General features: G+C 69.3%; 13 protein-coding genes. 9 read left to right on the forward strand and 4 right to left on the reverse strand.

Annotated features, from left to right (window positions below; all coding sequences use genetic code 11):
• The first annotated feature begins 74 nt into the window (after window positions 1–74).
• On the forward strand, window positions 75–722 hold the full coding sequence (tetR, locus tag CY658_RS28840; protein ID WP_101493569.1) for a tetracycline resistance transcriptional repressor TetR: 648 nt from the start codon (window positions 75–77) through the stop codon (window positions 720–722).
• A gap of 10 nt (window positions 723–732) precedes the next feature.
• On the opposite strand, the gene CY658_RS28845 is transcribed toward tetR, so the two are convergent.
• Together CY658_RS28845 and CY658_RS28850 are read right to left on the reverse strand one after the other, a co-directional pair.
• Window positions 733–2,367: a GMC family oxidoreductase gene (locus CY658_RS28845; RefSeq protein WP_101493432.1), complete on the reverse strand. Its 1,635-nt coding sequence runs from the start codon at window positions 2,365–2,367 to the stop codon at window positions 733–735.
• A gap of 70 nt (window positions 2,368–2,437) precedes the next feature.
• Entirely contained in the window at window positions 2,438–3,955 is a 1,518-nt protein-coding gene (locus CY658_RS28850) for a CoA-acylating methylmalonate-semialdehyde dehydrogenase (protein WP_101493433.1), read from the reverse strand.
• A 101-nt stretch (window positions 3,956–4,056) separates the two neighbouring features.
• On the opposite strand from CY658_RS28850, the gene CY658_RS28855 reads away from it, so the two are divergent.
• The 7 genes from CY658_RS28855 to CY658_RS28885 all read left to right on the forward strand — a co-directional run bounded on the left by CY658_RS28855 (window position 4,057) and on the right by CY658_RS28885 (window position 9,570).
• Window positions 4,057–4,950 carry a LysR family transcriptional regulator gene (locus tag CY658_RS28855; protein WP_374221138.1) on the forward strand — a complete coding sequence of 298 codons (894 nt, stop codon included), beginning with the start codon at window positions 4,057–4,059 and terminating at the stop codon, window positions 4,948–4,950.
• A 133-nt stretch (window positions 4,951–5,083) separates the two neighbouring features.
• Complete coding sequence (locus CY658_RS28860) at window positions 5,084–6,256, forward strand: MlaE family ABC transporter permease (RefSeq protein ID WP_101493435.1); 1,173 nt, start codon at window positions 5,084–5,086, stop codon at window positions 6,254–6,256.
• Window positions 6,253–7,107: an ABC transporter ATP-binding protein gene (locus CY658_RS28865; RefSeq protein WP_101493436.1), complete on the forward strand. Its 855-nt coding sequence runs from the start codon at window positions 6,253–6,255 to the stop codon at window positions 7,105–7,107. Before CY658_RS28860 ends, CY658_RS28865 begins: the two co-directional genes overlap by 4 nt.
• A gap of 6 nt (window positions 7,108–7,113) precedes the next feature.
• Window positions 7,114–8,070 carry an MlaD family protein gene (locus CY658_RS28870; protein WP_101493437.1) on the forward strand — a complete coding sequence of 319 codons (957 nt, stop codon included), beginning with the start codon at window positions 7,114–7,116 and terminating at the stop codon, window positions 8,068–8,070.
• 16 nt (window positions 8,071–8,086) lie between these two features.
• Window positions 8,087–8,776, forward strand: coding sequence for an ABC-type transport auxiliary lipoprotein family protein (locus tag CY658_RS28875; protein ID WP_257885013.1), 690 nt, complete (start codon window positions 8,087–8,089; stop codon window positions 8,774–8,776).
• Between the two features lie 55 nt (window positions 8,777–8,831).
• Complete coding sequence (locus CY658_RS28880) at window positions 8,832–9,053, forward strand: hypothetical protein (RefSeq protein WP_099794622.1); 222 nt, start codon at window positions 8,832–8,834, stop codon at window positions 9,051–9,053.
• A 22-nt stretch (window positions 9,054–9,075) separates the two neighbouring features.
• Window positions 9,076–9,570 carry a GFA family protein gene (locus CY658_RS28885; RefSeq protein ID WP_101493438.1) on the forward strand — a complete coding sequence of 165 codons (495 nt, stop codon included), beginning with the start codon at window positions 9,076–9,078 and terminating at the stop codon, window positions 9,568–9,570.
• A gap of 7 nt (window positions 9,571–9,577) precedes the next feature.
• On the opposite strand, the gene CY658_RS28890 is transcribed toward CY658_RS28885, so the two are convergent.
• Together CY658_RS28890 and CY658_RS28895 are read right to left on the reverse strand one after the other, a co-directional pair.
• Window positions 9,578–10,339 carry an SIR2 family NAD-dependent protein deacylase gene (locus CY658_RS28890; RefSeq protein WP_257885014.1) on the reverse strand — a complete coding sequence of 254 codons (762 nt, stop codon included), beginning with the start codon at window positions 10,337–10,339 and terminating at the stop codon, window positions 9,578–9,580.
• 17 nt (window positions 10,340–10,356) lie between these two features.
• Entirely contained in the window at window positions 10,357–11,220 is an 864-nt protein-coding gene (locus CY658_RS28895) for an IclR family transcriptional regulator (RefSeq protein WP_101493571.1), read from the reverse strand.
• A gap of 149 nt (window positions 11,221–11,369) precedes the next feature.
• Here CY658_RS28895 and CY658_RS28900 point away from each other — a divergent pair, with 149 nt between their 5' ends.
• Window positions 11,370–12,329, forward strand: coding sequence for an MBL fold metallo-hydrolase (locus CY658_RS28900; RefSeq protein WP_101493440.1), 960 nt, complete (start codon window positions 11,370–11,372; stop codon window positions 12,327–12,329).
• Window positions 12,330–12,421: the final 92 nt, after the last annotated feature.

Below are 12,421 nucleotides of genomic sequence, written 5' to 3' on the forward strand. Positions count from 1 at the left end.
AGCGATAAATTCCAGGCTGTGAAGCACCCCTCATTCGCCCGTACCTTCGCCCGCAGATGGGCACGCACATCGACATGAAACTGGACAGTGAAGTGATCCTCGAAGCCGCGCTCACGCTGCTCGACGAGGTCGGCATGGACAAGCTCAGCACGCGGCTGCTGGCCGAGCGGCTCGGCGTGCAGCAGCCCGCGCTGTACTGGCATTTCAAGAACAAGCGCGCGCTGCTCGACGCGATGAACCGCGAGATCCTGCGCCGCGCGCACGACCGCCGGCTGCCACTGGCGGGCGAATCGTGGGAGACCTTCCTGCGAGAGAACGCGCGCAGCTTCCGGCGCGCGCTGCTGGCGCGGCGCGACGGCGCACGCCTGCATGCCGGCTCCGAACCCGACCCGGGCGACCTCGAGATGGTGGAAGCCCAGTTGGCCGCCGTGGTCAGCCGGGGCTTGCCGGCGACGCAGGCCATGGCGCTGCTGATTGCGCTGGGCCGCTACACCGTGGGCTGCGTGCTCGAGGAGCAGGCGGCACCGCCCGATGCGGAAGTGCGGCAGCAGGCGCTCGATGCCGCTGCGGCCTCGCGCCCGCTGCTGGCCGAGGCCTTCGCCAGCTACCGCAAGGCCGGTCCCGATGCGATGTTCGAGGTCGGCGTGGACCTCATGCTCGAAGGCGCGAGGGCGCGCCTGTCAGAGGCCACGAAGCCGCGCAAGGCAGCGCCGCGCCGCTGACGCCGTCGGCTCAGCGGCCGCGGTTGTCTTCGAGGATCCAGCCCGCTGCCTTCTCCGCCATCATCAGCGTCGGGCTGTTGGTGTTGCCGCTCGTGATGGTGGGCATCGCGCCCGCATCGACCACGCGCAGGCCGTGCACGCCGCGCACGCGCAGGCGCGCGTCGAGCACCGCCATCGGGTCGCCGTCGGCGCCCATCTTGGTGGTGCCAACCGGATGGAAGATGGTGGTGGCGATGTCACCGGCCAAGCGCGCGAGGTCTTCGTCGGTCTGGTACTGCGCGCCGGGCTTCCACTCTTCGGGCTTGTACTTCGCGAGCGCGGGCTGCTGCGCGATGCGGCGCGTGACGCGCAGCGAATCGGCTGCGACCTTGCGGTCTTCCTCGGTGCTCAGGTAGTTGGGCGCGATGGCGGGCGCGTCTTCGAAACGCGCGCTCTTGATGCGCACCGAGCCCCGGCTCGTCGGGTTCAGGTTGCACACGCTCGCGGTGAAGGCCGGGAAGCTGTGCAGCGGTTCGCCGAAGGCGTCAAGCGACAGCGGCTGCACGTGGTACTGGATGTTGGGCCACTCGCGGTCGGGCGAGCTGCGCGTGAACGCGCCGAGCTGCGACGGCGCCATGCTCATCGGGCCGCTGCGTTTCATCAGATATTCGAGGCCGATCTTCGCCTTGCCGACCATCGACGAGGCCAGCACATTGAGCGTGGGTGCGCCCTCGATCTTGTAGACCGCGCGGATCTGCAGATGGTCCTGCAGGTTGGCGCCGACGCCGGGCGCGTCGACCGCCACGTCGATGCCGTGCTGGCGCAGCAGATCGGCGGGGCCGATGCCCGACAGCTGCAGGATCTGCGGCGAGCCGATGGCACCCGCGCTGAGGATCACTTCGCGCTCGGCGTGGGCGGTGCTCATTTCGGAGCCGTTCCACACCTGCGCGCCGGTGCAGCGTTTGGTGCCGTCGGGCAGCGTCTCGAACAGCAGGCGCGACACCTGCGCGCCCGTCCACAACTCGAAGTTGGGGCGGCCGTAGCAGGTGGGCCGCAGGAAGGCCTTGGCGGTGTTCCAGCGCCAGCCGTTCTTCTGGTTGACCTGGAAGTAGCCCACGCCTTCATTGCTGCCGCGGTTGAAGTCGGTGGTGTGCGGCACGCCGGCCTGCACGGCCGCGTCGGCGAACGCATCGAGGATGTCCCAGCGCAGCCGCTGTTTCTCGACGCGCCACTCGCCGCCTGCGCCGTGCATCTCGTCGGCGCCGAGGTAGAAGTCTTCGTGCTTGCGAAAGGCCGGCAGCACGTTCTCCCAGCGCCAGCCTTCGTCGCCCGTGAGGGACGCCCACTGGTCGTAGTCGCGCGACTGGCCGCGCATGTAGATCATGCCGTTGATGCTGGAGCAGCCGCCCAGCGTCTTGCCGCGCGGATAGCGCAGCGTGCGGCCGTTGAGGCCCGCGTCGGGCTCGGTGTTGTAGAGCCAGTCGGTGCGCGGGTTGCCGATGCAGTAGAGGTAGCCCACCGGAATGTGGATCCAGTGGTAGTCGTCCTTGCGGCCGGCCTCGATGAGCAGCACACGCTTGGTCTTGTCGGCGCTCAGGCGGTTGGCGATGAGCGAGCCGGCGGTGCCGGCGCCGATGATGATGTAGTCGAAGGTGGTGTCGCTCATGGCGGCTGGCTTTTGTCTCTCGTTGTTCTTCGGATGGGAAGCGCCGCGCGTGCGGCGCCCCCTTTTACCTTTACTTCGCGGTCGGCATCACGAACTCGGCGCCCTTGCCGATGCTCTCGGGCCAGCGCTGCATGATCGACTTCTGCTTCGTATAGAAGCGCACGCCCTCTTCGCCATAGGCGTGCATGTCGCCGAACAGGCTCTTCTTCCAGCCGCCGAAACCATGCCACGCCATCGGCACCGGGATCGGCACGTTGATGCCAACCATGCCGACCTGGATGCGGCGGCCGAACTCGCGCGCCACGTTGCCGTCGCGCGTGAAGCAGCTCACGCCGTTGCCGAACTCGTGGGCGTTGATGAGGTCCACGGCTTCCTTGAAGGTCGCGACGCGCAGGCAGCCCAGCACGGGGCCGAAGATTTCTTCCTTGTAGATGCGCATCTCGGGCGTGACGTGGTCGAACAGCGTGCCGCCCATCCAGAAGCCATCGCCACAGCCTTCGCCGGCGACGTTGCCGTCGAAGGGGCGGCCGTCGACCAGCAGCGTCGCGCCTTCCTTCTCGCCCAGGTCGATGTAGCCGGTGATGCGCTCGTGCGCGGCGCGCGTGACGATCGGGCCCATCTCGGCCGCGAGGTTGGTGCCGTTGAGCACCTTCAGCGTCTTCGTGCGCTCGATGAGCTTGGGCAGCAGCCGGTCGGCCACGTCGCCCACCAGCACCGCGACGCTGATCGCCATGCAGCGCTCACCGGCCGAGCCGTAGCCGGCGCCGATGAGTGCGTCGACGGCCTGGTCGATGTCGGCGTCGGGCATGACGACCATGTGGTTCTTCGCGCCGCCCAGTGCCTGCACGCGCTTGCCGTGATGGGCGCCGGTTTCGTAGATGTAGTTGGCAATGGGCGTGGAGCCCACGAAGCTGATCGCCTTGACGTCGGGGTGCTCCAGCAGCGCGTCGACCGCGACCTTGTCGCCCTGCACCACGTTGAACACGCCGTCGGGCAGGCCGGCCTGCTTGAGCAACTCGGCCATGAAGAGCGACGCGCTCGGGTCGGTCGGGCTGGGCTTGAGCACGAAGGTGTTGCCCGCGGCAATGGCCACCGGGAACATCCACATCGGCACCATCACCGGGAAGTTGAAGGGCGTGATGCCCGCGACCACGCCCAGCGGCTGGCGCAAGGTCCAGTTGTCGATGCCGGTGCTCACCTGGTCGGTGAAGTCGCCCTTGAGCAGCTGCGGAATGCCGCAGGCGAACTCGACGATGTCGATGCCGCGGCTCACTTCGCCCTGCGCGTCGGTGAAGACCTTGCCGTGCTCGGCGGTGATGAGGTGGGCGAGCTCGTCCTTGTGCTGGTTGAGCAGCTCCAGAAACTTGAACATCACGCGGGCCCGGCGAATGGGCGGCGTGTCGGCCCACTTGGGGAACGCAGCCTGCGCGGCGGCCACGGCGGCCCCCACCTGCGCGGCGTCGGCGAGGCCGACCTTGCCGGTGACGGCGCCGGTGGCGGGGTTGGTCACGTCCTGCGTGCGGCCGGAGGTGTTGGCGGCGGGGGCGCCGGCGATGTGGTGGTCGATATTTCGGGTGCTGATGGACATGTTCGGGTCTCCTGAAGGCAATTTGGCCCGCTCCACGAAGAGAAAGCCAATGAATTCGCGTCGATGGCGCTATAAATCAGTCTTATATGACTGTGCCATCGATGGACCTCCAGATTCTGCGCGCCTTCGTTCTGGCGGCGCGCGAGGGCAACGTCTCGCGCGCCGCCGAAAAGCTGCACCTCACGCAGCCCGCGGTGAGCCTGCAGCTCAAGCGTCTGGCCGAAGAGACGGGGCTGGTGCTGTTCACCCGCACGCCGCACGGGCTGGCCCTCACGGCCGACGGCGCGGCGATGCTGCCGCAGGCCGAGCGCGTGCTGGCGGCCGTGGGCGACCTGCAGCAGGCCGCGCGCAACCTGCAGGTCACGGTGCGCGGGGCGTTGCGCATCGGCACCATCCTCGACCCCGAGTTCACGCGGCTCGGTGTGTTCCTGCGCGAACTGGTCGAGGCCGCGCCGCAGATCGAGACCGAGCTGCGCCACGGCATGAGCGGCAGCGTGCTGGCGCAGGTGCTGCGCGGCGAGCTCGACGTGGGCTTTCACCTCGACCCCGGCGACGAGTCCGACGATGCAGCCCCAGCGCCGCTGGCGGTGCGCACGCTCACCCGCTTCAGCTACCGCGTGGTCGCGCCGGCCGGCTGGGGCCCGCAGGTGCTCGGGCGCGACTGGAAGGCGCTGGCCGCCCTGCCCTGGCTCGCCACGCCGCCCGAGTCGGCGCACCACCGGCTGCTGGAACGCGTGTTCGGCCCGCTCGGCCTGGCGCCCCGGCGCGTGGCGCTGGTCGACCAGGAGGCCTCGATGCTCGACCTGCTGAAGTCGGGCGTCGGCCTGAGCCTGGTGCGCGACTCGATCGCAATCCGCGAAAGCCAGGCCCACGGCCTCGTGCTGGCCGACCGCGTGCGGCTCGATTGCGCGCTGCGTTTCGTCTCGCTGGCCGCGCGCCGCGACGAACCCGTGATCGCCAGCGCATGGAACGCGCTGGCCCGGGCCTGGAGCTGAAGGGTTCCTGAAAAAACGGCGTCTGGCCCTACGCAAACGAAGGGCCAGACGCACACAAGCCCCGGATGCACGCGGTTACGATGCGCCGTCTCACCTGCGTCCTTTGTTAACAAACAGCCTCACTCGCACGCCCATGGTTTCCACCCCGTCGTCTGCCGACCTGCCCGCCACCGACGACGCCTCTGCGCCGCCGCGCGCGCGCACGCAGGACGCCGACGGCCGCAGCTGGGCCGTGGCCAGCGGGTGCTGGACCACGCTGGCAATGTCGTCGCGGCCAGCGTGGGAGGCGGTGGCCAAAGACCTCGCCGCCCTGCCGCCAGCCGACGACCAGGCTTGGGACCTGCGCCCCATCGGCCAGCTCGACCACATCGGCGCCCAGCTGCTGTGGGACCACTGGCGCCACGACTGGCCGGCCACGCTCGAGCTGTCGCCGCAGCACCAGGCGGTGCTCGACCAGGTGGCGAAGTTCACGGTGGCCACGCCCGACGAGCCCCCGAAATCACTGAGCGACCGCTTGCGCGAACTCGCCCACCACGGCCCGCGCGCGATGGCGGTGATGCGCGACTTCGTGGGCCTGATCGGCCAGCTCGCGCTCGACCTGTGCACGCTGGCGCGCGCGCCGCACCGCGCGCCGTGGCGCGACTTCTCGGGCCACCTGTACCAGTTCGGCGCCACGGCGCTGCACATCACGGCGCTGGTCGGCCTGCTCATCGGCGTGGTGCTGGCGTATCTGATCTCACAGCAGCTGCGCAACTACGGCGCCGAGGCCTTCGTGGTGAACATCCTCGGGCTGTCGCTGATCCGCGAACTCGGGCCGGTGCTGGCCGCCGTGCTGATCGCGGGCCGCTCGGGTTCGGCGATCACGGCGCAGATCGGCGTGATGCGCGTCACCGAAGAACTCGACGCCATGCGCGTCATGGGCATCCCGCACGGCTTTCGCCTCGTGATGCCGCGCGTGCTGGCGCTGGCCATCGCGATGCCGCTGATCAGCCTGTGGACCTCGATGGCGGCGCTGGCCGGCGGCATGCTCGCGGCTGACGCCGCGCTCGGCATTTCGCCGGCGTATTTCCTGTCGGCCCTGCCGCGCGCGGTGCCCATCGCCAACCTCTGGCTGGCCCTGGCCAAGTCGGCGGTGTTCGGCGTGCTGATCGCGCTGATCGGCTGCTACTTCGGCATGAAGGTCAAGCCCAACACCGAGAGCCTGGGGCGCGGCACCACGTCGTCGGTCGTGACCTCGATCACCGCGGTGATCCTGGTCGATGCGCTCTTCGCAGTGCTCTTCAAGGGCATAGGATTCCGCGGATGAACGCCGCCACGACATCCCCGCCCGGCACCGTCGTCGACATCCGCAAGCTCTGGACCGTGTTCAAGAGCCCCGACGGCGAGCAGGTGGTGCACCGCGACCTCGACCTGCACCTCGACCGCGGCGAGGTGCTGTCGCTGGTCGGCGGCTCGGGCACCGGCAAGACGGTGCTGCTGCGGCAGATTCTCGGGCTGCAGAAACCCACGAAGGGCACGGTCGAGGTGCTGGGCCGGGCGCCGGGTGAACTCAGCGCGGCCGGTGCGGCCAACGTGGGCATGCTGTTCCAGCACGGCGCGCTGTTCTCGGCCTTCAGCGTGCTGGAGAACATCGCCTTTCCGCTGCGCGAACTCAAGCTGCTGCCCGACGAGTTGATTCGCCATGCCGCGCTCGTGAAGCTGCAGATGGTGGGGCTGGAACCGCAGCACGCGAACAAGAGCCCGTCGGATTTGTCGGGCGGCATGATCAAGCGCGTGGCGCTGGCGCGCGCGCTCATCATGGACCCGCCGCTGCTGCTGCTCGACGAGCCCACGGCCGGCCTCGACCCTGAAGCCTCCGACAGTTTCTGCGACCTGCTGCGCGGCCTGCACCGCGAGCTGGGCCTGACGGTCGTGATGGTCACGCACGACCTGGACACCCTGTTCGACCTGAGCACCCGCATCGCGGTGCTGGCCGACCACAAGGTGATCGTGAGCGGCACGGCGCGCGAAGTCATCGCCTATCCGCATCCCTTCATCCACGAATACTTTCTCGGCGGGCGCGGCCAACGCGCCCTGGAGGCGCTGCACGACAAGCCCGCCGCCGGCAAACAACCATCCGCGCCGCGGCCCGAGGCCGCGCGCGCTGAAGAAAGGTAGGTCCCCATGGAAAACAAGGCCCACGCCCTCGCCGCCGGCGCCTTCGTGCTCGGCCTGATCGCCGCGCTCGTCGCGCTGGTGGTCTGGTTCACGCGCGACAACACCGTGCGCAACGTGTACGAACTCTCCACCCGCGACGCCGTGAGCGGCCTGCAGCCGCAGGCCCAGGTGCGCTACCGCGGCATCTCGGTCGGCAAGGTGACCTCGATCGACTTCGATCCCAAAACCAAGGGCAACGTGCGCGTGCGCATCACGGTCGACGAGCGCGTGCCGCTCACCACCTCCAGCTTTGCCACGCTGAGCTACCAGGGCGTGACCGGCCTGGCCTTCATCGCGCTGGACGACGAGGGCCAGTCGACCGTCGCGCTCAAGCCGAACAACGACAACCCGCCGCGCATTCCGCTCAAGCCCTCGATGCTCGCGAAGCTGCAGGACCGCGGCGAGGAAATCATCGACCAGGTCGAAGAAGTGACCAAGCGCGCCAACATGCTGCTGGCCGACGCCAACCAGAAGCGCGTGGCCGACGCGCTGGAGAACATCGCAGCCGCCTCGGCCAGCGCCAACACGCTGCTCAAGCAGCTCGACAACACCGTGAAGACCGGCCTGAACCCGACGCTGGCCGCCATGCCTGAGACGCTGTCGACGGTGAAGAAAGCGGCCGGCGACGTCTCGCGCGTGGCCAACAACTTCAACTCCACCGTGGGCAAGCTCAACGCACCCGACGGCCCGGTCGAACGCCTGAGCGAGGGCACCAAGGCGCTGGCGCAGGCGGTCGATTCGTTCAACGCCGCCACCCTGCCGCGCGTGAACCGCGTGGCCGACGACACCGCCCACGCGGTGCGCCGCCTGGGCCGCGCGGCCGACAGCATCAACGACAACCCGCAATCGCTGCTGTTCGGTAACGGCGGCGCGGTCGCGGGCCCGGGCGAGCCCGGCTTCGTTGCGCCCGCCGCACGCCACTGACCGGGAGCAGAACACCATGCGCATGAAGAACACCCTCCACGCCCTCGCCAGCCTCGGCTGTGTGCTGCTGGTCGCCGGCTGCGGCATGCTGCCCGACAAGCCGGCGCGTTCCACGCTGTACGACTTCGGTCCCGGCCTGTCGACCACTGCACCTGCGGCAACTCCTGCCACCGCACTGCCGGCGCTGTCCCTCGCGGAGTTCGACAGCAACTCGCGCCTGGACGGCACGCAGATCCTGTACCGCATGGGCTATGCCGATGCCAACGAGCTGCGCCCCTACGGCCAGTCGCGCTGGAGCCTGCCGCCCGCGCAGCTGCTGCGCCAGCGGCTGCGTGACACGCTGGCCGAGCGCCGCACCGTGCTCGGCCCCGAAGAAAGCGCAACGCTCGCACGCACCGAGAGCATCGTGCCCGACACGCTGCGCATTTCGCTCGACGAGTTCAGCCACTACTTCGATGCGCCGGCCAGCAGCACGGGCCTCGTGCGCCTGCGTGCCACGCTGGTCCGCAGCGCCACCGGCGGCGACCGCGTGATGGGCCAGCGGACCTTCACCGTGCGCCGCCCCGCCGCCAGCGCCGACGCGCCGGGCGGCGTGAAGGCGCTCATCGCGGCGAGCGACGCGGCCATGGCCGAGGTCGTGCAATGGGTCGACCAGCTGCAGCAGCAAGAGCCGCCGCAGCCGCGCGCGGCGGCACCGCGGCGCTGAGCGACCGGCGTTTTTTATTTCTGTTCTTTCCAACCACCTCGAGGAGACCCGTCCCATGAACGCAACGCGCATCGTCGGCATCCTGCTGGTCGTCGCCGGCATCGCCGGGCTCGGCCTGGGCGGCTTCAGCTTCACCAAGGAAACCCACCAGGCCAAGCTCGGCCCGCTGGAGTTCTCGGTGAAGGAAAAACAGAACGTCAACATCCCGTCCTGGGCCGGCGTGGCAGCGATCGTGGTGGGCGGCGCGCTGGTGCTGCTGGGTGGCAAGAAGGGCTGAGCGCCCGACGACCACTGCCACCATGGCCGACGCCTTCGTGCCGCTCGAAGGCGGCTGCACCTGCCGGCAGGTGCGCTACCGCCTGAACGCGCCACCGCTCTTCGTGCACTGCTGCCACTGTCGCTGGTGCCAGCGCGAAACGGGCTCGTCTTTCGCGCTCAATGCGCTGATCGAACCGGAACACGTGCAGATGCTGCAGGGCACGGTCGATCGGGTGCTCACGCCCTCGGCCAGCGGACGCGGCCAGACCTACGCGCGCTGCCCGGCCTGCCACGTCGCACTGTGGAGCCACTACGCGGGCGCCGGCGACGCCGTGAGCTTCATCCGCGTGGGGACGCTCGACACGCCCGACCGGCTGCCGCCGGACCTGCACATCTTCACGATGTCGAAGCAGCCGTGGGTGGTGCTGCCGGCCGGCGCGCCCGCCGTGCCTGAGTATTACGACCGCAAGGACTACTGGCCGGCCGAGAGCCTCGCGCGCTGGCGCGTGCTGCGCGAGAAGCTGCGGGCCGGCTAACGGCTCATCAGTCGCCGACCATGCCCGCCAGCAAGCGCGGTAGCAGGTCTTCCGACGCCCCTCGCAACACCACCGCCGCCGCATCGTCCAGATGCGGCAGCGGCTCGATGTTCAGCGTCACCAGCCGCGCACCGCGCGCCATCGCCAGCTTGGGCAACTCGGCCGCCGGGTAGACGATGGTGGTGCTGCCGACCACCAGGAACAGGTCGGACTCCTGCGCCGCCACCTGAGCGTCGAGCAGCACGCCGGCGTTCAGCATCTCGCCGAACATGACGACGTCGGGCCGCGCGTGCGAGCCGCAGCGCAGGCAGCGGTGGAACGGCCAGGGGCCGCTGCGGTTGCCGCAGTGGTCGCAGCGCCAGCGGCGCAGCGAGCCGTGCAGCTCCAGCACGTCCTGCCCGCCGGCCTTGCCGAGCAGGCCGTCGACGTTCTGCGTGATGAGCCGCGTCGCAGGGCGCAGCCGCTGCAGCTGCGCGAGCGCGAGGTGGCCGGGGTTGGGCGACGCGGTTTCGATCAGCGACAGGCGCTGGGCCCAGAACTTCGTGAAGCCGCCCGGGTCGCGCGCGAGGTCGTCGGCATGCGAGAACTTGAGCGCGTTCTGGCTCATCCAGAGGCCGTCGGCATCGCGGTAGGTCGGGATGCCCGAGGCCTTGGACAAGCCCGCACCCGAAAAGACCACGATGCGCCGCGCACCGCGCAGCAGCGCCACGGTGCGGTCGATGCGCAGCGCGAGGTCGTCGGAGTCGGAAGAAGAAGACGTGGAAGACAAGGCGGAAGAAAACAGGGTCATCGATCGGAGACGGAGGGAACCACGGCGCTGGTGGCGCTCGCGCCCAGGCGCTGCGACACCGTGCCCGCGCAGGCCTTGAGCGCGCGCGCGATCTCGCCGTCCCAGGCGGTGTGGAAGATGCCGGCCGGGCCGATGGCGGTCACGGCCAGCACGATGGCGCCGGTGTGGTCGAACACGGGCGCGGCCATGGCGCTCACGCCCTCGATCACCTCGCCGTCGGAGCGGCTGATGCCGTGGTCGCGCACTTCCTGGCACTGGCGCTCGAAGTCGCTCCACGAGGGCAGCGGCTGCACCGGCGGCATGCCGGCCGGCGGCGCGGGTTCGGCGGCGCCCTTGCGCTGCTTCTGGCGCTGACGCTCGTCCTCGAGCTGCGCGCGCACCACGGCCGGGTCGAGGTAGGCGGCAAAGACGCGGCCCGAGGCCGTGTTGGTGAGCGAGAACACGGTGCCGTGGCGCATGTTCACGTGCACCGGCGAGGGCGACTCGGCCGTGCGCACGATGGTCGCGCCGCGCGCGCCCCACACGGCCAGCGCCACGGTGTGGCCGATCTGCTGGGCGAGCTGGCCGATCAGCGCCGTGGCGATGTGCACCGGGTCGGCCTGCTGCAGGCTGATCAGCCCCAGTTGCAAGGCCAGCGGCCCGAGCAGATAGTGGCCGCTGGCGCGGTCCTGCTCGATGAGGCCCAGCCGGCCGAAGCTCACCATGTACGGGTGGGCCTTGGCGGCCGTCATGTCCGCCTCGCGGGCAAGGTCTTTGAGCGCCATCGGGCGGCCGTGGTGCACCAGCGCGCGCAGCAGCTGCCCGCCGACTTCGATGCTCTGGATGCCGCGCTGGGCGCGGTCGGTGTCAACAGTCGCCATGGCCGCCTTGCCGTCTGGTTGTTCGTTCATGAAGAAGGCATTAGACATGAACTGATCTCGGGCTTACACTGCGCGCATTCGTTATCTGCAAACTCGTTCGCCTTAAACGAATAAGGTGAATCCAAAAACCAACCCACCGGAGACACACGATGAGCCAAGCCAAGAAGTTCGCCAGCCAGGCCGACCTGGAAGAAAAGAAGATCACCTTCAGCCAGATTTCGGAGCACGCCTGGGCCTACACGGCCGAGGGCGACCCCAACACCGGCATCATCATTGGCGACGACTGCGTGCTGGTGGCCGACACCCAGGCCACGCCCGCCATGGCCGCCGACGTGGTGCGCCGCATCCGCGAAGTGACCGACAAGCCCATCAAGTACGTGGTGCTCACGCACTACCACGCGGTGCGCGTGCTGGGCGCGGCGGGCTACGGCGCCGAACACATCCTGGCCAGCCAGGACACGCGCGACCTGATCGTCGAGCGCGGCGAGGAAGACAAGGCCAGCGAAATCGGCCGCTTCCCGCGCCTGTTCCAGAACGTCGAGACCGTGCCCCCGGGCCTGACCTGGCCCACCATGACCTTCACCGGCAAGATGACGCTGTGGCTGGGCACGCTCGAAGTGCAGCTGCTGCAGCTGGGCCGCGGCCACACCAAGGGCGACACCGTCGTCTGGCTGCCGCAGGAGCGCGCGCTGCTGTCGGGCGACCTGGTCGAGTTCGGTGCCACGCCGTATGCCGGCGACGCCTACTTCCAGGACTGGCCGCAGACGCTGGACAACCTCGCCGCCCTGAAGCCCCTGGCCCTGGTGCCGGGCCGCGGCGCCGCGCTGACCACGCCCGAAGACGTGGCCAAGGGCCTGCAGGAAACGCGCGCCTTCATCGCCGACGTGTACGCCAGCGTGCAGGACGGCGTGAAGGCCGGCCGCGACCTGAACGCGGTCTACAAGGAGACCTACGAGAAGCTCAAGCCCAAGTACAGCCAGTGGGTGATCTTCGACCACTGCATGCCGTTCGACGTGAGCCGTGCGTACGACGAAGCCTCGGGCCATGCGGACCCGCGCGTGTGGACGGCACAGCGCGACATCGACATGTGGAAGGCGCTGGAAGGCTGATCGATTTTTCTCCCTCCCCTCCCGGGGGAGGGTTGGGGTGGGGGCAGGCAGAGCGCCGGTTTCGAGCGCCGCGTGCCCCCATCCCCGCCTTC

This window comes from Variovorax sp. RO1, from assembly GCF_002849325.1.
Classification (GTDB): domain Bacteria; phylum Pseudomonadota; class Gammaproteobacteria; order Burkholderiales; family Burkholderiaceae_C; genus Variovorax.